Annotated in this window: 23 protein-coding genes; 7 read left to right on the top strand and 16 right to left on the bottom strand. The window is 64.8% G+C overall.

Going from position 1 to position 24,829, the window contains the following annotated elements:
- Positions 1–180: 180 nt before the first annotated feature.
- The 6 genes from EJ070_RS28335 to EJ070_RS28310 are packed head-to-tail and all read right to left on the bottom strand — an operon-like array spanning position 181 to position 6,125.
- Positions 181–1,044 (bottom strand): RDD family protein, encoded by an 864-nt coding sequence (locus EJ070_RS28335; RefSeq protein ID WP_126094309.1) that lies wholly within the window; start codon positions 1,042–1,044, stop codon positions 181–183.
- On the bottom strand, positions 1,031–2,050 hold the full coding sequence (locus EJ070_RS28330; protein ID WP_126094308.1) for a stage II sporulation protein M: 1,020 nt from the start codon (positions 2,048–2,050) through the stop codon (positions 1,031–1,033). Before EJ070_RS28330 ends, EJ070_RS28335 begins: the two co-directional genes overlap by 14 nt.
- Entirely contained in the window at positions 2,047–3,348 is a 1,302-nt protein-coding gene (locus EJ070_RS28325; RefSeq protein WP_126094307.1) for a DUF58 domain-containing protein, read from the bottom strand. The genes EJ070_RS28330 and EJ070_RS28325 overlap by 4 nt, the downstream gene beginning before the upstream one ends.
- Complete coding sequence (locus EJ070_RS28320) at positions 3,345–4,301, bottom strand: MoxR family ATPase (protein WP_126094306.1); 957 nt, start codon at positions 4,299–4,301, stop codon at positions 3,345–3,347. Before EJ070_RS28320 ends, EJ070_RS28325 begins: the two co-directional genes overlap by 4 nt.
- Positions 4,288–5,502, bottom strand: a complete 1,215-nt coding sequence (locus EJ070_RS28315) for a DUF4350 domain-containing protein (RefSeq protein ID WP_126094305.1) — start codon at positions 5,500–5,502, stop codon at positions 4,288–4,290. Before EJ070_RS28315 ends, EJ070_RS28320 begins: the two co-directional genes overlap by 14 nt.
- On the bottom strand, positions 5,499–6,125 hold the full coding sequence (locus tag EJ070_RS28310) for a DUF4129 domain-containing protein (protein ID WP_245464698.1): 627 nt from the start codon (positions 6,123–6,125) through the stop codon (positions 5,499–5,501). Before EJ070_RS28310 ends, EJ070_RS28315 begins: the two co-directional genes overlap by 4 nt.
- Positions 6,126–6,274: 149 nt before the next feature.
- On the opposite strand from EJ070_RS28310, the gene EJ070_RS28305 reads away from it, so the two are divergent.
- Positions 6,275–7,063, top strand: coding sequence for a hypothetical protein (locus EJ070_RS28305; RefSeq protein WP_126094304.1), 789 nt, complete (start codon positions 6,275–6,277; stop codon positions 7,061–7,063).
- An 18-nt stretch (positions 7,064–7,081) separates the two neighbouring features.
- A complete protein-coding gene (locus tag EJ070_RS28300; RefSeq protein ID WP_126094303.1) occupies positions 7,082–7,939 on the top strand; it encodes a hypothetical protein in 858 nt (285 codons plus the stop codon).
- A 253-nt stretch (positions 7,940–8,192) separates the two neighbouring features.
- Here the strand turns inward: EJ070_RS28300 and EJ070_RS28295 are convergent, their stop codons facing one another.
- The 5 genes from EJ070_RS28295 to EJ070_RS28270 form a co-directional block, all read right to left on the bottom strand.
- Positions 8,193–9,833, bottom strand: coding sequence for an ABC transporter substrate-binding protein (locus tag EJ070_RS28295; RefSeq protein ID WP_126094302.1), 1,641 nt, complete (start codon positions 9,831–9,833; stop codon positions 8,193–8,195).
- A gap of 369 nt (positions 9,834–10,202) precedes the next feature.
- Positions 10,203–11,165, bottom strand: a complete 963-nt coding sequence (locus tag EJ070_RS28290; RefSeq protein WP_245464697.1) for an alpha/beta hydrolase — start codon at positions 11,163–11,165, stop codon at positions 10,203–10,205.
- Between the two features lie 5 nt (positions 11,166–11,170).
- Positions 11,171–11,848 carry an isochorismatase family protein gene (locus tag EJ070_RS28285; RefSeq protein ID WP_126094301.1) on the bottom strand — a complete coding sequence of 226 codons (678 nt, stop codon included), beginning with the start codon at positions 11,846–11,848 and terminating at the stop codon, positions 11,171–11,173.
- A 225-nt stretch (positions 11,849–12,073) separates the two neighbouring features.
- Positions 12,074–13,378 (bottom strand): Xaa-Pro peptidase family protein, encoded by a 1,305-nt coding sequence (locus EJ070_RS28280; protein WP_126094300.1) that lies wholly within the window; start codon positions 13,376–13,378, stop codon positions 12,074–12,076.
- Between the two features lie 311 nt (positions 13,379–13,689).
- The gene (locus EJ070_RS28270) at positions 13,690–14,586 is read right to left on the bottom strand and encodes a GlxA family transcriptional regulator (protein WP_245464968.1); all 897 of its coding nucleotides are present in this window, start codon (positions 14,584–14,586) and stop codon (positions 13,690–13,692) included.
- 190 nt (positions 14,587–14,776) lie between these two features.
- Between EJ070_RS28270 and EJ070_RS28265 the strand changes: the two genes are divergently transcribed.
- A complete protein-coding gene (locus tag EJ070_RS28265; RefSeq protein WP_126094299.1) occupies positions 14,777–15,274 on the top strand; it encodes a GAF domain-containing protein in 498 nt (165 codons plus the stop codon).
- On the opposite strand, the gene EJ070_RS28260 is transcribed toward EJ070_RS28265, so the two are convergent.
- Positions 15,271–16,332, bottom strand: coding sequence for a YeiH family protein (locus EJ070_RS28260; protein WP_245464696.1), 1,062 nt, complete (start codon positions 16,330–16,332; stop codon positions 15,271–15,273). The two genes, EJ070_RS28265 and EJ070_RS28260, sit on opposite strands and share 4 nt — an antisense overlap.
- Between EJ070_RS28260 and EJ070_RS28255 the strand changes: the two genes are divergently transcribed.
- The 4 genes from EJ070_RS28255 (at position 16,332) to EJ070_RS28235 (ending at position 20,222) form a co-directional block, all read left to right on the top strand.
- Entirely contained in the window at positions 16,332–16,613 is a 282-nt protein-coding gene (locus EJ070_RS28255; RefSeq protein WP_126094298.1) for a hypothetical protein, read from the top strand. The genes EJ070_RS28260 and EJ070_RS28255 overlap by 1 nt on opposite strands.
- Positions 16,614–16,689: 76 nt before the next feature.
- Positions 16,690–17,157, top strand: a complete 468-nt coding sequence (locus EJ070_RS28250; RefSeq protein ID WP_126094297.1) for a GNAT family N-acetyltransferase — start codon at positions 16,690–16,692, stop codon at positions 17,155–17,157.
- A 214-nt stretch (positions 17,158–17,371) separates the two neighbouring features.
- The gene (locus EJ070_RS28245; protein ID WP_126094296.1) at positions 17,372–18,805 is read left to right on the top strand and encodes an aldehyde dehydrogenase family protein; all 1,434 of its coding nucleotides are present in this window, start codon (positions 17,372–17,374) and stop codon (positions 18,803–18,805) included.
- Positions 18,806–19,094: 289 nt separating this feature from the next.
- On the top strand, positions 19,095–20,222 hold the full coding sequence (locus EJ070_RS28235; protein WP_126094295.1) for a tetratricopeptide repeat protein: 1,128 nt from the start codon (positions 19,095–19,097) through the stop codon (positions 20,220–20,222).
- A 73-nt stretch (positions 20,223–20,295) separates the two neighbouring features.
- Here EJ070_RS28235 and EJ070_RS28230 read toward each other — a convergent pair whose 3' ends face one another.
- The 4 genes from EJ070_RS28230 to EJ070_RS28215 all read right to left on the bottom strand — a co-directional run bounded on the left by EJ070_RS28230 (position 20,296) and on the right by EJ070_RS28215 (position 24,827).
- Complete coding sequence (locus EJ070_RS28230; RefSeq protein ID WP_126094294.1) at positions 20,296–20,529, bottom strand: hypothetical protein; 234 nt, start codon at positions 20,527–20,529, stop codon at positions 20,296–20,298.
- A 563-nt stretch (positions 20,530–21,092) separates the two neighbouring features.
- Positions 21,093–21,587, bottom strand: coding sequence for a sarcosine oxidase subunit gamma (locus tag EJ070_RS28225; protein ID WP_245464695.1), 495 nt, complete (start codon positions 21,585–21,587; stop codon positions 21,093–21,095).
- A 28-nt stretch (positions 21,588–21,615) separates the two neighbouring features.
- Positions 21,616–24,564 carry a sarcosine oxidase subunit alpha family protein gene (locus tag EJ070_RS28220; protein WP_126094292.1) on the bottom strand — a complete coding sequence of 983 codons (2,949 nt, stop codon included), beginning with the start codon at positions 24,562–24,564 and terminating at the stop codon, positions 21,616–21,618.
- Positions 24,561–24,827 carry a sarcosine oxidase subunit delta gene (locus EJ070_RS28215; RefSeq protein WP_126094291.1) on the bottom strand — a complete coding sequence of 89 codons (267 nt, stop codon included), beginning with the start codon at positions 24,825–24,827 and terminating at the stop codon, positions 24,561–24,563. The genes EJ070_RS28220 and EJ070_RS28215 overlap by 4 nt, the downstream gene beginning before the upstream one ends.
- Between the last annotated feature and the right edge of the window lie 2 nt (positions 24,828–24,829).

The raw sequence follows: 24,829 nt of genomic DNA, 5'->3' as shown, positions 1-24,829 counted from the left end.
CCTTCTCCCCGTATAGTGACGGGGAGAAGGGGATGGCCGCGACCGCGCCGCCCTTCCTGCAACGCTTAAGATTGGCGAAATCGCCCGCGACGGCGTCTTTCTCCCCCGTCGCTATACGGGGAGAAATGCCCGGCAGGGCAATGAGGGGCAGCGCCGACTTTTCTCAGCTATTGTCACGGCTCACCGCGCGTATTTATCCGCCTTGCGATTGCCGAGCAGCAGCTTGCGTTCGAGATGCGCGCGGAGCTCGCCGTAATAGGCGGTGAGGAAGGCCTTTGAATCGACCGGCTCGACCTTTGCGCCGATCTTGCGGCCGATCGTTTCCGCCACCGCTTTCATCGCGAAATAGTCGTCGCGGCGCAGCACTTCCTCCAGCTTGTGCAGTTCGGCGATGCCATAGGCATCGAGCTGCGCGGCGCTGAACTGGAAGCGGGCCGCGATCGGGTCCTTGCGTAGCGAAAGATCCTCGACCAGCGCCACTTTCGGCGCCTCGACCACCCAGGTACCGGCAAGCAGGTCGCCGATCCTTAAGCGATCGCGGTTGAACAGCGGAAACAGCGAGAACAGCAGCGCCCACACCAGGCCGAAGATGGTCGACAGCGTATCGGCAACGCCGGCGCCGCCGCGCGCGGCAAGGATAGACAGCGGCAGGAACACCTCGATCTCGCGCATCAGGTTGCGCGCGATGACCTGGTCGAGGGTAAGGCCCGCGCCGCTGCGCGAGGCGACGCGGACTCCCACCATCCGTTTGCCGGGCGTCGCCGCCCGTCGTCCTGACTCGAAGGCGATGAAATAGACGTTGCGCAGCAGGAAGATGAAGATGATCCAGACGATGAAGAGCGGCTCCGCGTCCTGCATGCCAAGCCCGCCCAGGCCGAAGATCGCGACAAGACTGACCACGACCGCGGCGGTGATGATGATCACCACGTCGAGCAGGAATCCCGAAGCCCGCGTGCCGGCATCCGCCAGCCTCACGCGCAGGTCCACGCCCTCCGGGGTGACCAGCGGGCGCACCAGCGCGGCGGGGTTCCTAGCCGTTGCCATGCCGCACCATCCGGAACAGATAGAAATAGCAGATCCAGAGCGTCAGCATGCCGCCGCCGATCGAATAACGGGCGACGTCGCCGGTGATCGTCTGCCGGCCGATGCCTTCGAGCAGGCCGGCAAACAGCAGCATCACCGCCACACCGACCATGGCGGTTGCCGCCACGCGCCCGGCTTGCGCGGCCGCCGCCATGCGCGTCAACTCGCCGGGAAAGGCGATGCTGGTGCCGATGCGCATGCCGGCAGCACCCGCGATCGCGATCGCGAACAGCTCCGTCGTGCCGTGGATCGACAGCCAGCCGCCGAGCTCGAAGCCGAGCCCCTTGGCCGCATAGACTTGGAACAGCGCGCCGAGCATGCAGCCGTTCATCAGAATGATCAGCACGCTCGGCACCGCGAAGGCGAAGCCGAGCGCGAAAGCAAGGATCGAGACTTGCGTGTTGTGGGTGAAGAGATAGGCGGCGAAGCCCGAGAGGAAATGGCCGCCGCCATCGCCATAAAGCACGCTGCGCAACATCTCCGCAGACGAATCCGGATTGCGCCCGCCGGCCAGGCTCGGCGCGATGATGGCGTCGTACCAGCGCTTGTCGGAGGCGACGAGCCAATAGCCGGCGATCGCGCCAATCACCGTCAGGGCGACCGACGTCCACACCTCGCGCCACAGGTCGCGGATCGCCGCCGGCCAGTCGTGCAGGAAGAAGTCGCCGATGCGTGTTCTCAGTGAGCGTCGCGCGCCATAGAGGTAGAAATAGCCGCGCAGGCAGAGCGCTTCGAGATAGGCGATCAGCGCGCTGTCGAGCGAGGTCGCGCGGGCCACCGAGAGCGAGGACAGCGCCGAGCGGTAGAGCAGCGGCAGCGACAGAAGCTCGTCTTCCGACAGCGCGCGCGGCGCGCGTTTCTCGACGCGTGCAAGCAGCGCCTCGAACGCCTTCCAGTCGGCCTCGCGCTCCTGGCGGAAGCTTGCCAGCGACTGGCGCACCGCGTCGGTGCCGGCACGCAGCGTCATAAGAGGTTCTCCTCCTTGAGCTGGATATAGCGCTCGACCAGCGCCGGACCGAGCCGCCGGTGGTCGGCCTCGATGACATGCGCGCCAAGCAGCCGCAGCTTGCCGATGACCACCTGCCGCTGCCTGAGCAGGTCGCCGGCAGTCACCGCGCGGGCGACGTCCTCAGGCGCCGCCGGGGCCATGTCGGCCAACGTCTCCAGCTCGACGTCCTTCATCAGCATGAACAGCACCAGATGCCGCTCGGTCAGCCGGCCGACGGTGCGCAGCATCAATTCGGCGCTGATCGGGTCGACGAAATCGGTGAAGACGATAACCAGCGAGCGCCGGTCGAGCTTCGCGGCAAGGGTGGTCAGTGCCAGCGTGAAATTGGTCTCCTCTGTCGAATAGTCGATCTCGGCCGCGCGCTTCTGGATCATCGAAAAGCTCGGCGAGCCGCGCACCGCGCCGCTCGAGACGCGCGGTCTGGCGTCGAAGGAAAACAGGCTGACGAGGTCGCCGCCCTTGAGCGCAATGAAGGCTGACAGCAACGCCGCCGTCACTGCACGGTCGACCTTCGGCACGCCGTCGACCGGCTCGCACATCAGCCGGCCGCTATCGATGGCTAAAACGATGTTGTTGTTTTCCTCGATCCGGAACTCGCGCGCCAGCAGCTTGCCGTGGCGAGCGCTGCGCTTCCAGTCGATCATGCGCCGGCCCATGCCGGGCTGATAGTCCTTCAGCGCCTCGAACTCGCGGCCCTGGCCGGCGCGCTTCTGCGCGTGGCCGTCGGCGAGGGCGGAGCGCTGCAGCAGCGTGATCGCCTCGTCGCGCGCGCGGCTGACGTCCGGCAACACCGCTATCTTGCGGTCCATCGGCAGCACGACCTGGTTCCAGATCAGCCCGAACGGTCCCTGCCAGCGCAGCCACAGCCGGTCGAAGCTGGCGATGCCGCGTCTGACCGCATCGAATTCGAGATCGAGCGTGCCATTCGCCGGCAGCGCGCCGCCCGTACCGTTGACAGGCGAAAGCCGCTGGTCGTGCCCGACGCGCACCTGCAGCCGGCGCGGCCTTGCGCCGAGCCCGGCCGCTATGTGCAGCGTGAAACGGCCGCCGACGCCGACCTGCGGCGGCGCGGTCAGCGTCGCGCTGAGCGAGGCACGTCCGCGCCCGGCCGCGGCGTCGACCGCCAGGAAGGCAAGCAGCGCGCAGATCCACAACAGACCGAGATACCAGACAGAGGGCAGCGCGAGCGCGATCAGGAAGGCGGGGGTCGCCCCCGCCGCCGCTGCCCACACCGCTCGGCCGCTCGGATAGATCAACGCGGCGCTTCCGTCTGGTCGACGAGGTCGGAAACGATCTGCTCGACCAGCCGTCCGTCGATCTGCGCCGCCGGCGAGAGGATGACGCGGTGGCGCAGCGCCGGCACGGCCAGCGCCTTGACGTCGTCGGGGATAACATAGTTGCGGCCGTCGAGCGCCGCCCTGGCGCGCGCGGCGCGAGCCAGCATGGCTCCCGCGCGCGGGCTGGCGCCGACTTCGAGGTCCGGGCTTTCGCGCGTGCCGCGCACCAGCGCCGCGATGTAGCCGACGACGTCGTCGACCAGTGTGACGTCGCCCACCGTGGCAAGCGCCGCTTCGAGCGTCTTGCGGTCGGTCCGCGCCTTGATGCCGTATTGCCCGATGTCGTGCGAGGCGGAGCCACCACCATGATGGATGATGATGGCGCGCTCTTCCTGCGCATCCGGATAGCTCACCCGGTGCTTGAACAGGAAGCGGTCGAGCTGGGCTTCGGGCAGCGGATAGACGCCCTGATGCTCGATCGGGTTCTGCGTCGCCACCACCATGAAATTCTTGCCGAGCGAATGCGTCGTGCCGTCGAAGGTGACGGCATGCTCCTGCATGGCTTCGAGCAGGGCCGCTTGCGTCTTCGGCGGCGTGCGGTTGATTTCGTCGGCGAGCAGCAGGTCGCAGAAGATCGGGCCGCGCGTCAGCGTGAATTGCCCGCTCTGAAAATTGTAGATATTGGAGCCGACGATGTCGCCGGGCATCAGGTCGGGCGTGAACTGGATGCGTCCATAGGAGACGCCGAGCGCCTGCGCGAAGCAGCGCGCCGTCATGGTCTTGGCGGTGCCCGGCGGCCCTTCGAGCAATATGTGCCCGCCGGCGAACAGCGCCGTCAGCATCAGATCGACCGTGTCGTGCTGACCGGTGATCGCCTTCGCCACTTCTTCCCTGATCGCGCTCGCCAGGGTCTTAACTTCATCGACGTTCACCGAGCCTCCTTGCCGTCCAGTCATGTAGCTTCTCCGCTGCTTCATGCATTCCGGCCAAACTGTTGGAATCGTTCGCGGCCTTGAAACGCGCGGTGAAGCCGTGCGCTTCGCTTTTGTCGCGGGAATCCAGCCAGCGGTCGACCGCTTCGCCCTGCAGCCCGTGCGGGGCGCCAAGCAGCGCGGCGGCGCGGTGCCGCATTAGCGACGCGTAACGGTCGCCGAGCCCCTGCAGCCGCCCGGCGCGCTTCAACAGCATCGCGGTGGTGTCGACCAGCGCCCGCTTGCCGAAGGCAATGGCGCGCCCTTCGGCGCGCGGCGGCCCGAACCGGCCAAGGCCGTGCAGGAAGGCGAGCGCTGCCGCCACCAGCACCGATAGCGTCAACGCCAGGAAAGGCGGCTCGATGAGCAGCTTGGCAAGATCGTAGTTCTGGCCGATGCCGTGCAGCGTCAGGTCGAACATGACAGCGCCCTTGGCGGGTTCCAGCATGGCGATCATGTCGAGCGCGGCCGCGGCCTTTTGCGGATCCTTCAGCGCCGCGTTGTTGATGAGGTCGGGATCGGTCAGGATGTAGAACGGCTCGTTGTCGAGTTCGGCGAGAACGGCCTTGCCGTCGCCGGCAGCGATCAGCGGATGATCGTCGGCCACCCATTGCAGGTCCTCGGGCACGGCGATCTTGCGCCCTTCGACATCGATCTGATCGACCGTCACCTTGCCTTCGCCGAGCTTGGCCTTGGCGAGGCGTCCGAGCCAATCGTTGACGACCGTGTTCGGCAACCGATCGACCTTCGTCTCCCAGCCTTGATGGTCCAGCAACGGCATGGTCTGCCATTTGGGCAGCACGAACAGCGTGTCCTTGCCCGAGCGCAGCTTGATGATGCGCTGAAGCGCCGCCGGGTCGCTCTCCGGCGCGATGGTGACGATGAGCAGGAAGGTGGACGCCAGAGGGGATTCCAGATCCTTCTCGCCGCGCGCCATGGGCGGTGCTTGTCCGTTGGTGAGCTTCAGCCATTCGACAAGCCCGGCATAGCCGGTGCCGCCTTTGGAGAGCGGCGTGGCGCCGCCTTCGGGCTGGCGGAAATCTGGAGCGTAGGTCGAGAGCAGGAAGAAACCGGCAGCCGCCAGCAGGCTGGCGAAGATACCCCAGAACAGCGTCCTGCGGCTGAACGGCGCCTCGGCTGCCTCGGTCGCCTCAGTACTCATGCCCAGGCATCCCGGAAGGCGAAGCGCTCGTAGGCGCCGCGCGCCTGCCGCCACCCCTCGGCGCCGACCGGACGGCGGGCAAACAGCGCCGCCTCGACGATGCGCGCGATCTCGCTGAAGGCGGTGCGGGGGCGGCTCGGGATCGAACTCGCCGCGGCGATGTCGCGCGCGGTCAGCGACGGGCGCAGGAAGTCGGGCAGGCGGGTGGCGATGTCGGCGACGCTGCGGCGCAAAAGAAGATGCACCGCCTCGTCATAGTCGCCGCGCGCCGCGAGCGCATCGGCCTCGGAGAGCAGGATTTGCGCAGCCCCGGCATCCGGGCGCCATTCCTCTTTCACCTCATCCTCCTTGCGGGCGCGCCGCCACGGCAGCCGCCAGGCGACGCCCTTCGCTTCAAGGACCAGCAGGAGAGCAATGATCGCGATGCCGGTGATCACCGCGCCCCAGAACAGATAGATCATGTAGGGGCCGAGCTTCGCCAGGGCTTCCAGCAAAGGCTTCAGCCATTCCGGCGGTTCCGGCCGCACCAGCGTCGGCAGGTCGAACTGGATCGAATCATCCGCCAGCAACTGCTTATGCATCCTGGCCAGCCATTCGGCGTCGGCCGTGCCCGGTTCTGTCACCCGCGCGTTCCCCCTGCAACCTGCGGTTCGGCTCCGACACTGGCAATATGCCTAGACAATTGCAAGTGCACTGGACGCGGCCGATCAATCTTGGCAAATTTACTTTGAAGTTGCCGAATTGATGCGGCGGCGACTCGGGGGAAACTATCATGACCACTGCGACATTGGGACGACCCGGCAGATTCGAGATCGGCAGGGTGTTCAACACCACTTTTGGTGTGATCACGCGCAACATCGGACTTTGCGTGGGGTTGGCGTTCATTTTTTCGGGCGTGCCGGCATTCCTGTTCCAGCTTTGGAACGAAACGCACGTGGCCAATCTGGCTGCCGGCGATCCTTCCAATCTCGCACTGAACAATCCGGAGCTGGCGATCCGTGACTCGCTCCTCACCGTCGTTTTTGCGCTTGTCTATTTCCTGCTGTCGCTGATGCTGCAGTCGGCCCTGGTCAGGGCAACGATCGAGGATCTGAACGGCAAGAAACCGGATTTTGGGGACAGCGTGCAGATCGCCCTTCAATGCCTTCTGCCGACGATCGGCATTGGCATTCTGGTCGCGCTCGGCGCGGGCCTTGCCTCCCTGTTGCTGCTGGTTCCAGGCATCATCTTGTGGCTCGGCTGGTCGGTCTCGGTGCCAGTCCTGGTGCAGGAGCGTCTCGGCGTGTTCGGCTCCATGTCGCGCAGCCGCGTGCTGACCAAAGGCAACCGCTGGTCGCTTTTCGGCCTGTTCGTGATCCTCGCAATCCTGTCGATGGTGATCCAGGCGGTCCTTGGCACCGTCGTCTATATCTTTGGCGGCGTCATTGGCTCCGTGCTCGGCGCCGCGGTTTCGGCCGTGATGGCAACGATCATGTCGACGGCCACCGCTGTCAGCTATGTCGAGCTGCGCCAGGCCAAGGAAGGCACCAGCGTGGATGAGCTGGCGGAAATCTTCTCCTAGCGGACGGAAGTTGTGCCGTTGGGAGCGCAGGGGCCAAGTGAAAAATTCCGGCTGGGGAGGGTAATCGGCAATGCCGCCGCCTTCCTGCGGCGGAATGCGATCTTCTCGATCGCAGCAGGCACGCTCTTCTTCGCCTTGCCGCTGGCGCTGATCAATCTATCGACCAGATACTGGCCCACGCTGGCGTTTCATTTGGGTGCGATTGGCAGCGGCCCCTGGCCAATGTCGGTCAACTTGGGTTTCAGCATGGCGTCGGGGTTGATCGGTGCGGTGCCGAACCTTGTCGGCCAGGCGGTTTTGTCGAAGGCCGCGGCTGGCGAAATCAATGGCAATCGTCCATCGGTTGCAAGCTGCGTTCAGACCGCGCTCCAGCACATTTTTCCGGTGCTGGGCATAGGTTACACGATTTACCTCGTTGTTTTTGTCGCACGATCCGGGTCGGCTGCGGTTGAACTATCCTATTCGCCTCAAGCGGGAGGCCTGGTGTTTCTGCTGTTGATCGTGCCGTGTATTGTGTGGGGAGTGGCAATTTCGGTTGCGGTTCCTGTTTCCGTGGCGGAGGGGCTAGGCACGGTCGCTTCGATGTCGCGCAGCCGCGACCTGACGAAAGGGTACCGCTGGTGGATTTTCGGCTTGATCTCGGTTGTCGTCATTGGGCTGCTACTAGGCCTGCGGCTGGCCACTGAGTTAGGACTTACCTTTGTATCGCTGCAAAGCCTTTCGCCGCTGGCGATAGTCCTGCTCACATTCCAGGGGGCGATGGTGTCGGCGATCATCTGGACGGTGCTTTCGATCATTCTCGCAACGACCTATGCCGAACTGCGGCAGGTCAAGGAAGGCCCTGGCGCCGACGAACTGGCGGAGATTTTCTCGTAGCCGATAAGGGCTGCACCCGGTCAAGTCGTCGCAGCAGTCAGTCACAACAGGCTTGTCCGGCACAGGCATGACGAGGTGATCGACATGTCTGTCTTGGCGACCGCCGCGGCGAGTTTCCCTTGCAAGTCAGGCAGTTCCGAGCCGGCTGGAAGCCGGTCAGGCGCAATCTGTGCTGAAATGCGGCTGCTTGGCAAATTAGCAAACGGCCGGCGCGGCTTTGAACGTCGCGCCGGCTAGCTCAGTCCTGGGAGGATCAGCTTTCCAGCCAGACCTTCTCGAAATGCTGCTCGAGCGCCTGGTGCTGCTCGCAGCCATGCACGCCCTTGCGGTAGGTGCGGTAGACCGAGCGCCAGTAGGGTTGGATGATGATGCCGGAGTCGCGCAGGTTCTGCTCGATCTTGGCCATGATCTCCTTGCGCTGGGCGGCGTCGGGCGTCGCCAGCGCCTTGTCGAGAAGCTCGTCGAACTCCTTGTTCGAATAGGCGCTTTCGTTCCAGGCGGCGCCCGATTTGTAGGCGAGCGCCAGCACCTGGACGCCGAGCGGACGGCCGAGCCATTCGGTGCAGGAATAGGGGAACTTGCTCCAGTCGTTCCAGAAGGTCGCGGCCGGCAGCACGGTGCGCTTGATCTTCAGGCCCGCCTCGCGGATCTGCGCCGCGATCGCATCGGCGGTGCTCTTCTGCCACTCGACGTCGACGGAGATCAGCTCATATTCGTGGTCGGCCTTGCCGGCTTCGGCGAGCAGCTTCTTGGCCGCCTCGACATCGCGCTTGGCCGGGCCGATATCGGCGAATTCAGGATGCATCGGGCCGACATGGTGGTTGTCGGCGGGCTTGCCCCTGCCGTCGAGGCCGAGCTTCAGCACCGCCGCGTTGTCGACCGCGAGCTGGGCGGCGCGGCGCACCTTGACGTCGTCATAGGGCGCGTTGCCGACGTTGAAGCGCGCGACGATGGTCGAGCCGGTGGCGATCTCGGAATTCTGCAGGCCCATCTGGTCAGTCTGCGACACCGCGTCCGAGGCGGTCTCGTGGTCGGTGTCGATTTCGCCGGATTCGAAGGCCGACAGCATGGCGTTGGGATCGGAGCCGTAGTCGACCCATTTGATGCCGTCGAGATAGAACTCGCCCTTCCACCAGGGCTTGTCCTTGCGCTTCACCTCGGCGCCGGTCTCGGCGTCCCAGCTGACCAGTTCGCAGGGGCCGGTGGTGATGGCCAAAGCCTTCTTCGGGTCGGCGTCGCCCTCATAGGAGCGGTGCATGATCAGCGCCGGATAGTCGGCCATGCCGGCGATCAGCGAGATGTCGGGCTTGGGCAGGTTGAGCTTGACCGTGTGGTCGTCGACCCTCTGGATGCCGCCGTCGACCGGCTTCTTGGTGTCCGCGTTGACCAGCGCGCCCATGCGCGCGGCGACCGAATTGCCGGCGACCGAGGCATCGCACCAGCGGTTGAGATTGTGGATGACGTCGTCGGCGTTGAACGCGTCGCCGTTCGACCAGGTGATGCCCTTGCGCACGTGAAGCGTGATCGTCTTGGCGTCGTCGCTGGTCTCCCAGCTTTCGAGCAGCCACGGCTCGAAGGTGAAGTCGGTTTTCCAGCGCACCAGATATTCGTTGCAGTGGCGCGCGACATTCGACATTTCGACGCCGTCGAAGGTGCGCGGATCCTTGAAGCCCTTGACGTTCATGGCGACGCGGAGCACGCCGCCCTTTTTAGGCTCCTCGGCGCGGGCAGGCGAGGGGGTAAGCCCGCCGAGCGCCAGGGCACCGGCGGCGCTGACGCCCAAGCCGGCCATAAGCGCCAGATATTCGCGCCGGCTGATCGCGCCTTTCCTGAAATCGTCGGCGGTCGGCTTGGCCCGCGGGTGCAGTTTTCTGTCGGTCAGCATGAATTTCATCGTCGTTCCCTCTGTTGTTGGTGCAAGTCGCCCGCGCAGCGGTTTTGGGGCAACGACATGCACGAAAACCCAGCGGACGCCCCGAGTTCGCTGGGCGCGGGCCCGGATGCGACCGCCGGAGAGCCGTTGCCTGCCCAGCGATGATAGGTCTGCTTTCCGCAGCGAACTGTTTGGTTTTCCGCAGTTCTTGTGCGCTGTTCCGCAGGTATCTCCCCCCTTGAGGGGGAGATGTCGCCGAAGGCGACAGAGGGGGTCGCCGCGCGTGAAGCGCCGACCCCTTTCGCTATGAGAGAGAACGTTGGCAATTTATGCGGGACGACCCCCTCTGGCCTGCCGGCCATCTCCCCCTCAAGGAGGGAGATCGCAGCCTCATCGTCCGGCGCCAAGCGCCCCAATATTCGCAATAATCCTCGCAAACGCCTCAGCCGCGCGCGGCACCGTCCGCCTCGCTCGCAGAAAACTGTGCACCAGCCGCGGCTCCTCGCGCCACATGGCATCACCGCCGGCGGCCAGAATCCTGTCGCGATAGGCCTCGCCGTCCGACGACAGCGGATCGCACTCGGCGGTGACGATGACAGTCGGCGGCAGGCCGGAGAAATCGCGGTCCCTGAGCGGCGAGAAGGTCGAGTCGTCGAGCGACTGCCCGGGCGCCGAGCGGATGCGGCGGTAGAAATCGATGTCGGCGACCGAGAGCAACGGCGCCTCGGCGTGCTGGACATAAGAGCGGCGGGTCTCGTCGCCGCCAAGACCGGGATAGATCAGCATCTGGCCGATGGCATGCCTCGGATGGTGGCGCGTCACGTGCGCCACCGCCGCGGCGAGATTGCCGCCGGCGCTTTCGCCGCACAGCACGATCGGCAGCGCGCTCGTCGCCGCGACCCATTCGAACACGGCCAGCGCATCGTCGAAGGAAGCGGGATGCAGGTTCTCCGGCGCAAGGCGATAGTCGGCCGAGACCACCTCGAAGCCGGTGCCGGCGCAGATTTCGGCGCAGATATCGTCATGGCTGTCGAGGTCGCCGAGCACGAAACCGCCGCCGTGATAGTAGACGACGATCGCCGCTGCCGGCTTGTCCGCCATGCGGTAGCGCCGGACCGGGATGGCATGCGCGTTCGTGGCGACAAGGCCGTCGCTGGTGGTCACGCCTTCGGGATGTCTCTGGTGGAACGCCACGCACATCCGGTTGTAGACCGCACGCTGCTCGGCGATCGGCGACGCCGCGATCTCGGGCGGGTACCAGCCATTGACCGTGTCGATATAGTCCCAGAGTTCCGGGTCGAGCAGGGCGGCATATTTGCCGCGCCCGGCCGGATCGGATGGATCGCCGGCCACCGCCGTCAGAGCTCGGCGTAGAGCCGCGCCGCGTTCTCGAAGGTGAAGCGCAGCGGCACGGAGCCCTCGACCTGCCACACCTTCACCGTATCGCCCGCCATCAGCCGGCAGGCGTCGAGCGTGTTGGTGACGGCGCCGCCATAGAGCCGGTTGGCGAGGTTGAGGATGCCGGTCTGGTGCATGGCGGCACTCGCGCTGCCGCAGGCGTCCTTGACCAGCAGCACGCGAAAACCGCGGGCCACGGCATCCTTCACTGTGGCGTCGATGCAGGCCTCGGTCCAGACGCCGGCAATGACCAGCCATTCGATGCCGGACGCCTTGAGCTTGTCGCCAAAATCGTTCTTGCCGAAGGCGCTCGCTTCCTGCTTGACCAGCATGGCTTCGCCGTCTTGCGGCGCGACCTCGCGGCAGATCGCCGTCAGCGGATCGTCCTTGTCGGAGAAGGCCGACTTGCCGGTGTCGTCAACCGGATGGAACGGCCGCGCCTTGGCGAGGTCGACGATATAGGCCCAGTGGTGGAGCGGCACGAAGTTGCGCCGCGCCGCCTCCTGCAGCCGCTGGACGTTGGCAAGGATGTCGGCAAAGCCTTCGACCAGATAGCGCTTGTCCTTGCGATGCTCCTCCTGGAGATCGATGAACACCGCGGCCACCGTACCGCGCCGGATGGAAATGGGCGTTTTCATGCGGATTCTCAGACTTCGTCATTCCAGGGCGAAGCAGCCGCGAAGCGGCGTCGCGAAGACCCTGGAATCCATGCCGTTACCTTGATCGTCGATCGCTGCCTAACAGAATTCCGCACCGTGGCGAAGCGGAGACGGAACGGCATGGATTCCAGGTCTGCGCCGCGTCGCTCTGCTCCTTGCTTCGCCCTAGAATGACGCCAATCTCGAAGCTTTGCGATACCAGCATCAAATCTGCGGCTCCAGGAATTCATCCTCATACGGGAAGCGCGAGAGCAGCTCCGTGCCCGTCTCGGTGATCAGGATCTCGTCCTCCAGCTTGACGCCCTCGCGGCCGCCTTTCTCGCCGATATAGCTTTCCACGCTGACCACCATGCCGGGCACGATGACGCCGTCGCGGCCATAGGTCTCGTAGTCCATCGCGTGCGCGATGAAAGGCGTTTCGCCATGCATGCCGACGCCGTGCATCACCGAGGTGTAGCGCTGGTCGACGAAGCGATCCGGGATCTTCCAGGCCTTCTCGGCAATCTCGCGGAAAGCCATGCCGGGCTTCACGATCCCGATGTTGTGCTGCACCTGGTCATGCGCCATGCGGTAGAGCGACTTCTGGTAGGGCGTCGGCTTGCCCGGACCGCAGCGGAAGGTGCGCGAGAAATCGGAGTAGTAACCGTAGCAGCCGATCGTGTCGGTATCGAGCGCGACCAGCTCGCCCGGCCTGATCTTGCGGCCGCTGGCTTCGTTGAACCACGGGTTGGTGCGCTGTCCCGAGGTGAGCAGCCGCGTCTCGATGAACTCGCCGCCCTGGCGGATCACCTCGTGATACATGATGGCAAAGAGCTCGTTCTCGGAGACGCCGGGCTTGATCGCATCCCGCACCGCCGCCACCGCCGCTTCGGCGCCCGCCATCGAGGTCTGCAGGCATTTCACTTCCTCAGGCGTCTTCACCGCGCGCACGGCGAGGATCTCGCCCTGGCAGTCCTTGACTTCACAGCCGCGCTTTTCCAGGGCGAGGGCCTGCAGATGGCTGCAGCGGTCAAGCCCGAGCTTCATCGAGCCGCCGCCATGCTTCTTCAGAAGCTCGGTGATCTCGTCGGCGAACGGTCCGGCGGTCTCGTCGTCGCGTCCGGAAACCGAGGACCAGACCAGTTTGGAAGGACGCGCCTCGTCGATCGTGTCGAGCACCATCGAGACATGGTAGCTCTGCGGATACTCGAACAGCACGATCGGCCCTTCGGTCGGGATGAAGAAATAGCGGGTCGAATTGCGCAGGAAATAGCCGAACATGTTGCGCGAGCCGGTGGCATAGCGCTGGTTGTAGGGATCGAAGAGAACCACTGCGCCGTAACCCGCTTCGCGCATCCAGGCGCGCAGCTTGGTAAGCCGACCCTTACGCAGCGCGTCCGCGTTGATGAAGGACGGCTCGGTGTCCGACAGCCACATGCCGCCCGCGGGATCGGCCGCGGCCGGGTGGCGCATGCGGTCCTTGAAGTCCACATCCTCGGTGCTGTCCGGATCGAAAACGACGATGCTCATGGGTGCCTCCTGTTCTCGCGAACATAGCGGGGAAGGGCGCTGGGCTTGTGCGTTATTCCGCAAAGGTCGTGCCGGATGCCGCAGGCGTGGTTTTCGTCTAACTGCAACGCTGGCGGGACAGCACCCCCCTCTGGCCAGCCGGCCATCTCCCCCGCAAGGGGGGAGATCAGCAGCTCCGCCCGGCGGCATTCTTCCGCAATATTTGGCGATTGGCGAATGCGGCGGCGACATCCAATCTCCCCCCTTGCGGGGGAGATGGCCGGCAGGCCAGAGGGGGGCGTGACGGAACTCGGCCTACTGAAAGACGGCGCTTAGTGCCGCCGCATCGCCTTAGGCGCGTGCCCATGCTCCTCGCGAAACGCCCGGGCAAAGCTCGACATCGAAGCAAACCCGCAGGCCAACGCGACGTCGCGCACCATCAGCGTCGAGTGTGCCAGGAGGTCGGCCGCCCGCTTCAATCGCAGTCGCCGGTAGTAGCCATTGGGTGAGATATCCAACTCAGCGCGGAAATTGCGCTCGAGCTTGTCGGGCGAGACGCCGAGCCGCTCCGCCAGTTCCGCAATGCCGAGCCGCTCCTCCACCGCATCTTCCATGATGGCGATGGCTGACAGCACAAGCTCGTTCTGCACCCCGGTGCGCAGGCGCAGTGGCATCAGCTTGCGGTCGACGCTCGACCGCAAAGGTGAATGCACGAACCATTCGGCGACTCCCGCCGCGAGTTCGGCGCCATAATCGCGCGTGATGATCTCCAGCATCATGTCGAGGCTGCCGACGCCGCCGGCCGAGGTGAAGCGCTTGCGGTCGATGACGAAGAGGTCGCGCCTGAGCTCGATGTCCGGGAAAGCCTCGGTGAAGGCGGCCTGACTGGTCCAGTGCAAGGTGCAGGCATGGCCGTCGAGCAGGCCGGCGCGAGCCAGAAAGAAGGCGGCATCGGCCACGGCCCCGATATGCGCGCCGCCGCGCAGGCTTTTCCTGATCCAGCTCATCGCCTCGTCGGCCACGACATGGTCGGCATCGCCGCCGGAGCAGACGACGATGCGGTCGACCTTCGGCGCGTCGGCCGCCGAGAAGCCGGGCTGGATGACGACGCCGTTGGAAGCCTCGACCGTGCCACGGTCGGCGCCGACGATCATCCAGCGGTAGCAGTCGCGTTTGGCAAGGATATTGGCGGCGCGCAGCGGCTCGATGACGGAAGAAAACGCCATCATCGGAAAGCCGGGAAAGACCAGCACTGCGAAGGTGAGGGGGGCTTCGTGTGCCTCAGGCAGGATGCGGTCCCTTTTACGGCTGGCGAGGATGGCGCTCACAATTGTGTATTTCCCGCACGCTGTATTGGTGGCAGAGAAGGCCAAACTGTAGCGGGCCGTTCGGGCCGCGTACAACGGAGAAACGACCAGGATGTTTGCGGCAACCGCCATCGACACGAGCAACAAGCCGGCCTTCTACAACGAGTTGGCCACGCAACTGAAAGCGCTGCTGGAAGGCGAGGGCGATTCCATCGCCAACGCCGCCAACACCTCGGCGCTGATCTACCAGATAGTGCCCGATCTCAACTGGGCTGGCTTCTATTTCCTGCAGTCCGACGAAGAGCTGGTGCTCGGCCCCTTCCAGGGCAAGCCGGCCTGTGTGCGCATCGCGGTCGGCAAAGGCGTCTGCGGCACGGCGGTCGATCTCGGCATGTCGATGCTGATCAAGGACGTGCACGATTTTCCCGGCCACATCGCCTGCGATGCCGACTCGCGCTCGGAACTGGTCGTGCTTTTGCGCGATGCGGACGGCGTGTTCGGCGTGCTCGACCTCGACAGCCCGCTGCCCGGCCGCTTCGACAAGGAAGACCAGGCCGGTATCGAGAAACTCGCCGCGATCTATGTGGCGGCGAGTTCTTTCGAGGACTAGACGAGTTTCACCAGCACCAGGCCGAAGCAGGCGATAAACAGAAAAGCCGAGAAGGCCAGCATCAGCGGGCGCAGGCCGCGCGAGCGCAGCTGCGAAATATCGGCCTGCAGGCCCATGGCGGCAAGCCCCATGGTCAGCATGACCTGCGCCGCGAGCGCGATCGCCGAGTGGATCTGCCCCGGAATCGCGACCAGGCTGTTCAGCGCCACGACCGCGACGAAAGCGACGACGAACCACGGCATCGGCGGTTTCGCGGTTGAGGCATCGGCGCTGCCGCGGCGCGCCATAAGGCCGAGCGCGACTACCATCGGCGCCAGCATGGCGACGCGCGTCAACTTGGCGACGGTCGCTGTTTCGCCGGCAAAAGTGCCGTTCTGGAAGCCGGCGCCGATCACCTGTGCCACCTCGTGGATCGAAGCGCCGGCCCACAGGCCGAAAGCATGCTGGTCGAGGCCGAATAGAGGCGCCAGCAGCGGGAAGCCGAGCATGGCGATGGTGCCGAACAGGGTTATTGCGGCAACCGCATAGGTGACGTCCTCGTCGCGCGCGTCGGTGACGATGTTGGTGGCGACGATCGCGGAGGCGCCGCAGATCGAGGTGCCGGCCGCGATCAACTGCGCCAGCTTGGCGTCGACGCCGATCAGCCGGCTGAGCGTGACGGTGAAGAGGAAGGTGGCGCCAAGCGTGGCGGCGACGATGCCGACGCCGCCGAGGCCGATGCCCGCCACCTGGCCGAGCGTGAGCTGGAAGCCGAGCAGCACGATGGCGAAGCGCAGCAGCCGGCGCTGCGCGAACGCAATGCCGGCCTTGGCGTGGGCCGGCGTGCCGAGCACATTGGAATAGACCATGCCGGCGACGACCGCGAGGATCATCGGGCTGAATAGGGTGAGGCCGGAGAGATTGCGCGCCGAATAGGCGACGCTGGTGATCATCGCCACGAGCACGATTCCCGGCACGATGCCGGCCCAGATCGCAGGCAGGGCGGGGCTCTGGCTTCCAGAACTGGCCGAACTCGGGCCATTTGGAAGATCGTTCGCGGCGGTGGGCAGGAAAGACAATGCAATTCTCCAAGCATGTTCGCCGGGGAAATGCCATTCCAGAACCAATCTTTCCAACGAATTATTCGAGTTATAATGATCGATTTTTGCGAACGATCTGGGTTTGCGCGGCAGGACTACCGAGATCGGGTGATTGCAACGTCGACGGCTCGACGGCCGGCTTGACAGCGTCGCGGCTGCTGGTCCAGCTTCACGCCATGATCGCCTTTCCCGCAAACCCGCAGCGACGCCGCCGTTCGAAGGAGCGGCATGCTGATTGCGTGAAGACAAAGGCCGGCTGACAAGCAACCCGGTTCGTCCATCCCAGCCCCCGCCCATCGAAACGATCGGCGGGTTTTTTGCATTTGGAGCGTTTGAATGAGCGTCGTTTCTTCCATCGAGTTTCGGCCGGCTGGCCCGGCGGATGCCGCGGCCATCAAGACAATCGTGCGGGCTGCCTACGCCAAATGGGTGCCGGTGATCGGCCGCGAGCCCCTGCCGATGCGCGCCGACTACGACAAGGCACTGGACGAGCATCAGTTCGAGCTCGCCGTCGAGCACGGCCGCATCGTCGGGCTGATCGAGACCATGGCGCATGACGACCACATCTGGATCGAGAATGTCGCCGTGGCGCCGGACGCGCAGGGCAGGGGTATTGGGCGGAAGCTGCTCGACCGCGCCGAGCGCAGGGCCGTTGAAGCCGGCTGCCGTGAACTTCGGCTGCTGACCAACGGCGCCTTCGCAGCCAATGTGCTGCTCTATCGCAGGCACGGCTACGCGATCGACCGCGAAGAGCCGTTCATGAACGGGACGACCGTCTATATGAGTAAGCGATTGGCGCCTTGAAGCGCGCCGCCTGAAACGGATCCAGGCGACGTCTTCAAGGGTGTCGTTTTCCTGAAACCGCTGCACGGTTTTGGGCGGTATGCATCAGGAATTCAGCGCTGGCTCAATCACCTTCGCTTGCGCTGGACAGGGCGGTTGCCGCATCGTTATCTCTGACGATATACGACGATCACCCCACCATAATCGAAACCAGGCGGCCACAGGGAGCGAAAGCATGTCACACGATCTGCAGTTCTATATCGACGGCGCCTGGGTCGACCCTGTGGTGCCGAACAGTTTCGACGTCATCGATCCTTCGACCGAGGACGCCTTCGCGCAGATTTCGCTGGGCACCAAGGCCGATGTCGACAGGGCGGTCGCCGCCGCCAAGCGCGCCTTCGCCAGCTTCGGCTTCACAGAAGTTGGGGAGCGGCTCGATATCCTCAACCGCGTCATCGAAATCTATAAGAAGCGCAGCAAGGATCTTGCGCTCGCAGTCTCGCGTGAGATGGGCGCGCCGCGCCAGATGGCCCTGGACAGCCAGGTCGGCGTCGGCCAGGCGCATCTGGAAAAGATAGCCGAGGTGCTGAAGACTTTTCAGTTTCGCCACATCAAAGGCTCCTCGCTGATTGTCAAGGAACCGATCGGCGTCGTCGGCCTGATCACGCCGTGGAACTGGCCGCTCAACCAGATCACCTGCAAGGTCGGCCCGGCTTTAGCCGCCGGCTGCACCATGGTGCTGAAACCGTCGGAGATCGCGCCGCTCGACGCCATCATCTTCGCCGAGATCATCGACGAGGCCGGGGTGCCGAAGGGCGTCTTCAACCTCGTCACTGGCGACGGCCCGACCGTCGGCCAGGCTCTGGCCAGCCATCCGGATGTCGACATGATGTCCTTCACCGGCTCGACCCGCGCTGGCATCCTGGTCGCCAAGGCCGCCGCCGATACGGTCAAGCGCGTGCATCAGGAACTCGGCGGCAAGTCGGCCAACATCCTGTTTCCCGATGTCGATCTGCAAAGAGCCGTCACCAAGGGCGTCGCCGGCTGCTTCGGCAACAGCGGCCAGTCCTGCAACGCGCCGACGCGGATGTTCGTGCCGCGCGAGCGTCACGACGAAGCGGCCGGCTACGCCAAGACGGCGGCGGAGAAATTCACTGTCGGTCCGGCCGATGCGCCGGGAACAAAGCTCGGCCCGGTGGTCAGCCAGCTCCAGTTCGACAAGATCCAAGGGTTGATCCAGAGCGGCATCGACGAAGGCGCAACCCTGGTCACCGGTGGCCCCGGCCGTCCGGCCGAGCTCAACCGCGGCTATTATGTCCGCCCGACAGTTTTCGCCAACGTCACGCACGACATGCGCATCGCGAAGGAAGAGATCTTCGGACCGGTGCTGTCGATCATGCCTTACGACACGGTCGAGCAGGCGATCGAGCAGGCCAACGACACCGTCTTCGGTCTTGCCTCCTACATCCAGGCCAAGGACATCGAGAAGGCGCGCCAGGCCGCTGCCCGCATGCGCTCCGGCAATGTCTACATCAACTACCCGACCTGGGACGCCGGCCTGCCCTTCGGCGGCTACAAGCAGTCCGGCAACGGCCGCGAATATGCCGAATACGGGCTCGAGGATTTCCTGGAGATCAAGGGTATCGCGGGGTATCAGGCTGCGGAGTAGGATTCGCATTATTCGCAATAGCGGTAGGCGTCTCTACTGGCGAATGCGAGGGCGCGGACTTGGCCGCGGCCTTGCTGTTTGAAACCATTGTGAGTGCCTCACAATATCAAGCCATCGGCAGTGAGGAAGACACTGCCTGAACACCAGTTCTTGGTGGCTGGTGCGTTCCAATTCTCTGTGCCAAATCTTATGGAGCGGAGGGATTGGATTGAACCACCGACACACTACTCGGAACGCAGTTGTTCCACCACAGAGCTACCTTCGCTCGCGGCGAGGATGGTCAATTCAAATGGGACGACAGGCGCTGGCCAGCGTCATCGTCCTGATTGCGCTTGGCACTCAAGCCTTGGCTGGGGATAGCGAAGATTGCGGCGGCGCATCTGCGGGCTCACTGCGGATCGCCGCCTGTACGCGGATCATCGAGGACGGTACACAAAGCCCAGGCAGTCGCACTACCGCTTATCGCAATCGGGCTAACACCTGGATGGACAGTGGCGATAATGACCGGGCCATGGCGGACTATGACAACGCCATTGCCCTCGATCCGAACGACGCCGACGCCTATAACGACCGCGGACTGATATGGCTCGACAAAGGCGAGAACAACAGCGCCATCAATGACTTCGATCGCGCCATCGAGCTTGATCCGGGAAAAGCGTCAGCCTACTACAACAGAGGCCTCGCTTGGGCTCACAAGAGCGACAACGCCCGCGCCATTGTCGACTACAGCCGCGCCATCGAGCTCAATCCGACATATATGCAGGCCTATAACAACCGCGGTTTCGTCCTCAACCGGAGGGGCCAGTTCGACCGCGCCATCGCGGATTTCGATAAGGCGATCAGCCTCGATCCCAAACATCCGTTCGCTTACAACAATAGGGCCATTTCCTGGGGCGCGAAGGGTGATGCAGAACGCGCTATGGCCGACTACAGCCAAGCGATCACGCTCAATCCAACCTATGTCAACCCATATGGAAGCAGGGGAATCTACTACTTCTACGATGGCGACGTGGCCAAGGCGCAAGCCGATTTCGCTGCGGCGGCGGAACTCGCGCCACACAATGCCTATTTCGCGATCTGGGCGGATCTGGCTGAGCGGCATGGCGGCGGCATCGGCCATTTACGGCAGGCGACCAACAAGCTGGACATGACAAGCTGGCCGGCACCACTGGTTCGTATGTTCTTGGGCGAGCAGACGCCCGAAGCAGTATTGGCCTCGGCAGATGACTCCCCGCCGGGCACGAAACGCGGAAATTTGTGCGACGCAAATCTCTATATCGCGGAGTTCCACTGGCTCAAGGGGCGCACCGACAAAGCCTTGCCATACTACCAGCGTGCCGCGAATGACTGCCCGCACGATTTCATCGAATACGTCGCGGCAGGCAAGCGCCTTCACGCTTTGGGCGTTTCGCCATAAGCTTCTGCTGCACCGCGCCGCGCCTCACCTCCCGAAAGTGGTCAGCCAGCGACCAGTCGGCTCGTCCCCGCCTTTACTCGTGCCTTGCTTCGATGATCCCGACCATTGCCCGCGTAAACTCGACCATGCTGTTGGCCGTGATGGCCGCGTTGTCGGGCGACTGGCCGATATGCTCGGCCGCTCCGCAGCAGGAGCGGCGGATGCTGTCGTAATGCGTGACTCTCTCATCGTCCGGCAGGTCTGCCAACTTCAAGGCCCGGCGGTGAAGCATGCGCAATAGCTGCGCCAGCGCTGTTTCGACACTCATGCGTTTTGCTCCGCATCGGTCGAACGTTTCGGCACATAAGTGCCGGATCGTCGATCAGGGGGCGGTTCTCGTCCCCGGTACGGAAAGGCTGCGCCATAGCCGTTAATATATCGTTGATTGCTAATATGTCTGGCGAATCCTCCAGCCAGGCTCGCCGGTGCCGTTGGGAGGTGGAAGCAAACCAAAGCAGAGCGCGTGCAACCAGCTCGACGGCGACTTATTGAGCGCCATGAATAGTGTCGCCGACATTTCAAAATCTAACGATTGGCAAAATGCACCAGTAAGAATGCTTGGTAAGAGTTGATTCAACCCTTGCTGGTAGCGTAAACAGGTGGCGGCTCCGACTAGGGGTAGGGTGCCTGGGCGCCGGAGCCGCCTGCGCGGCCAATGGGCAGTGGACCCGCGCTGTCCCAGAATAGGACAGCGCGGTCTACGATTCGTTAATCTGTCGATCGAAACCCCGTGGCGGCAAAGCCGGCGGATGCGGCATTCGCCGCCATCGGGATCGGCTGCAACCTTTCGCAGCACATCCACAGCGTCGGCGGGCGAAGATGCCCGGCAGCTCACCCTGTCGCGCTATCGGCAATCCACTCGGCCAGGCTCTTCGCAAAACTGCGCGGCACGACAAGGTCGCAGGCGGTCTCGGCTGTGCGGAGCAGAAGCACCGGCACGTGATGCAAGGCCGTGTGCCACGCGCGACCGGGAGCCGAAGCCGGCGACGACCAGTCGACGGCGACGCATCTGGAGAGAATTTCCGGAAGACGCGGCCCCTGCATCCTGAGACACACCCGGCCTTCGCCGAGCAAAAACGAACAGCCAAGTTCGGGATCGATGGTCAGGAACGGCGATTTTGCGCCGGCCTCCGAAATCAACCAGAAGCGGCGCGGGGCAACCCGGACGATCAGGACATCCGCATGGCGTACAGTCTCGCCGACCGTCGCGGGCAGGGGCGCGCCCAATGCCTGCGAGGCGCTTGCCTCAAATCGTGCCAGCGTCCCATCCCAGCCTTCGATCTGAACGATCGGGCAATCGGCCGCCGACAGGTTGAAGTCCTTCAACAGGTTGAAATCCTGCAACGACAGAGGTTCAACCATGCAGTCGCTCTCCCTTGGGATCGAGGAACACGGGCGACCCGATGCGGGCGCGAACGGTCTCGGCCCGCATCGGATAGGCGGCGACGATCTCGCTTCCCTCCGTCGCGGCATCGCCGGCGAGCAGCGCCAGCCCGACATAGCGGCCGAGCTCCGGACTGAAGGTGACGGAGGTGACCCGGCCGCGCCCATGGCCGGCGACGGCATCGCCTGGCAGGAACAATATCGCCCCGCCACGCAGCCGCTTGCCCTCTTCGATGCATTCCAGTCCAACCAGCCGCTGACGGTCGGGCGCTTGAAATGCCGGGCGATGCCGCAGGACTTCGCCGACGAAGCCGCTACGCTTGCCGGCCATGCGGCCAAGGCCGAGATCGTCGAGCGTGGTGCGCCCGTCGATCTCCGGCCCGGCGACATGGCCTTTCTCGACGCGCAGCGCACCCAGCGCCTCGACCCCGTAGGGTTTCAGGCCAAACGGCGCGCCCACTTCGAGCAGGCGGCCCCAGAGCCGCTCGCCGTGGCTGGCGCCGACATAGATCTCGTAGGCGCGCTCGCCGGAATAGCTGAGGCGGATGATGCGCAGCGCCCGTCCGTCGAATTCGGCCTCGATGAAGCCCATATGAGGCAGCGCCTCGTTCGAGACATCGAGTTCCGGGAACGCGGCGGCCAGGATATCGCGGCTTTTGGGGCCGGCAATCGACATCGCCGCCCATTCGTCGCTGACCGAGGTGACGGCGACGCGCAGTTCCGGCCATGCGGTGTCGAGCAGGAATTCGAGCCGCGACAGCACATCGGCCGCCTTGGCGGTCGAGGTGGTCATGAAGAAGCGGGTTTCCGAGAGCCGCGTGGTCGTGCCGTCGTCGAAGACGATGCCGTCGTCGCGCAGCATCACGCCGTAGCGGGCGCGGCCGATCGGCAACCTGGCGAAGCCGTTGGCATAGACACGGTCGAGGAAGCTGGCGGCGTCCGGTCCTTGCACGTCGATCTTGCCCAGGGTGGAAATATCCATCAGCCCGGCGGCTTCACGCACCATGCGCATCTCGGCGACATAGGCTTCGTTCACGTCGCGGCCGGCGCCACGATAGAAATAGGGCCGCATCCACAGACCCACCTCGAGCATTTCGGCACCATCGGCCAGGTGCCGGTCATGCATCGGCGTGCGGCGGATCGGCTTGAAATGGTGGCCGACCGCGCGGCCGGCGAGCGCGCCGATCGCGACGGGCGCATAGGGCGGGCGAAAGGTCGTGGTCCCGGTCTGCGCGATCGTCGCCTGACGCAGCGCCGCCATGGCCGACAGGGCCACGAAATTGCTGGTCTTGCCCTGGTCGGTGCCCATGCCGAGCGTGGTGTAGCGCTTCAGGTGCTCGACCGATTCATAGCCCTCGCGATGGGCGAGCTCGATGTCTTTCGTGGTCACGTCCATCTGGAAGTCGACGAAGGCCTTGCCGCGTCCGACGGACGGGATCGCGCGGAACGGACCGGATGCCGCCTCGCCGAGATCGAGCTTGAGCGGCGCCGGCACGGCTTTTGATCTTCCGCAGGACGATGCGGCTTCCGCGCCGGCGCGGTGACCGTCCTCGATGGCGCCGGTGATCGAGAAGCGACCCATCATGGCGCCGGCGCCGAACTGGCCTGCCGGCAAGGTGCCCGGAACGAAGCCGTCGATATCGCCGCGATAGACGGGTTTGACACCGAGATGCGAGGTAAGATGAACGCTTGGCGACCAGCCGCCGGACAGGCAGACGAGGTCGCAGGCAGTTTCCAGATTGCCGTCAGGCCCGGCAAGCCGCGCGGCCTTCACCGCATGGCCGCCGCGCAGGTCGGTGATCAGGGTGCCGGCTCGGATCGCTATGTTGAGACGCCTGGCTTCCGCGGCCAGGCCGGCGGGTGGGGCGCCGCGCTGATCCGCGACCGTCACCTCGGCGCCGGCGGCGGCGAGGTCGAAGGCGGCGCGGTAGGCGCCGTCATGCGTGGTGGCGACGACGATCTTCTTGCCCGGCAGAACGGCGAAACGGTTGAGATAGGTCCGGGCGGCGGACGCCAGCATGACGCCCGGCCGGTCGTTGTTGGAAAAGACCAGCGGCCGCTCGATCGCTCCGGTGGCAAAGACGATCGAACGGGCGCGAAGCATGGTGAAGACCTGGCGCGCGGCGTCTTCCGCGGCCCGACCGTCGCGTCGCTCGATCAGCCCCAGCGTGTTGGCGTCAAAGGTGCCGAACGCCATCGTCCTGCGCATCAGGGTGACGTTGTCGAGGCCAGCCAATTCGGCCTCGATCGCGCTCAGCCAGGCGGCTGCGTCTGCGTCCGGGCGCTCGGACAGCAACTGGCCGCCGAGCAAGAAGTCCTGCTCGATGAGAGCGACGCTCGCGCCGGCGGTCGCCGCCGCGCGCGCCGCCGACAGGCCGGCGGGGCCGCCGCCGACGACGGCGACGTCGGCAAATGCGTGCCGCGCCTCGTAGCGGCCGGGATCGGGCTCAGTGCCGGCGCGACCCAGGCCCGCCGCCTTGCGGATGAAATGCTCATAGAACATCCAGGCGCGCCGCGTCGGCCCCATGAACGTCTTGTAGTAGAAGCCGGCGGAAAGGAAGGGCGAAAACAGCCCGTTGAGGCTCTGCAAGTCGAAGGCGAGCGAGGGCCAGCGGTTCTGGCTTTCGGCGGTCATGCCCTCCGCCAGTTCGAGCATCGTCGCCGGCAGGTTCGGCTCGCGCTGCCCGCCGGTTCCGAGCGTGACCAGCGCGTTCGGCTCTTCCGGCCCAGCCGAAAAGATGCCGCGCGGCCGGTGATATTTGAAGCTGCGGCCGGTCAGCATGATGCCGTTGGCGAGAAGCGCGGAAGCGAGCGTGTCGCCCTGATATCCGGCCAGGCTTCGACCATCGAAAACGAAGCCCAGCGGCTGCGCGCGGTCGATGCGCCCGCCGGCCGCGAGGCGATTTCCGATCCTGTTCATGCGGGCATTTTCCTGGCGAAGCCGACCGATTGGATGACGTGGTTTCTGGTGTCGCGCTCGACGACCAGCCATTGTCGGCAGCCGGACACGTGCTGCCAGAACTCGCGGTGCGGTCCGGCCGGATTGTCCCGCACATAGACATAGCGGTACCAGGCCTCCGGATCGGGGTCGTCATGGGCTGGACGCGCCACGGAAGCGTCGCCGCCATAGCGGAACTCGTCATGGTCGCGCGGGCCGCAGCACGGGCATTCGATGCGAAGCATTT

The sequence above is a fragment of the Mesorhizobium sp. M1E.F.Ca.ET.045.02.1.1 genome (assembly GCF_003952485.1).
GTDB lineage: Bacteria > Pseudomonadota > Alphaproteobacteria > Rhizobiales > Rhizobiaceae > Mesorhizobium.
The sequence above is the reverse complement of the archived record's forward strand: the minus strand, read 5'-3'. Positions and strand labels throughout refer to the sequence as shown.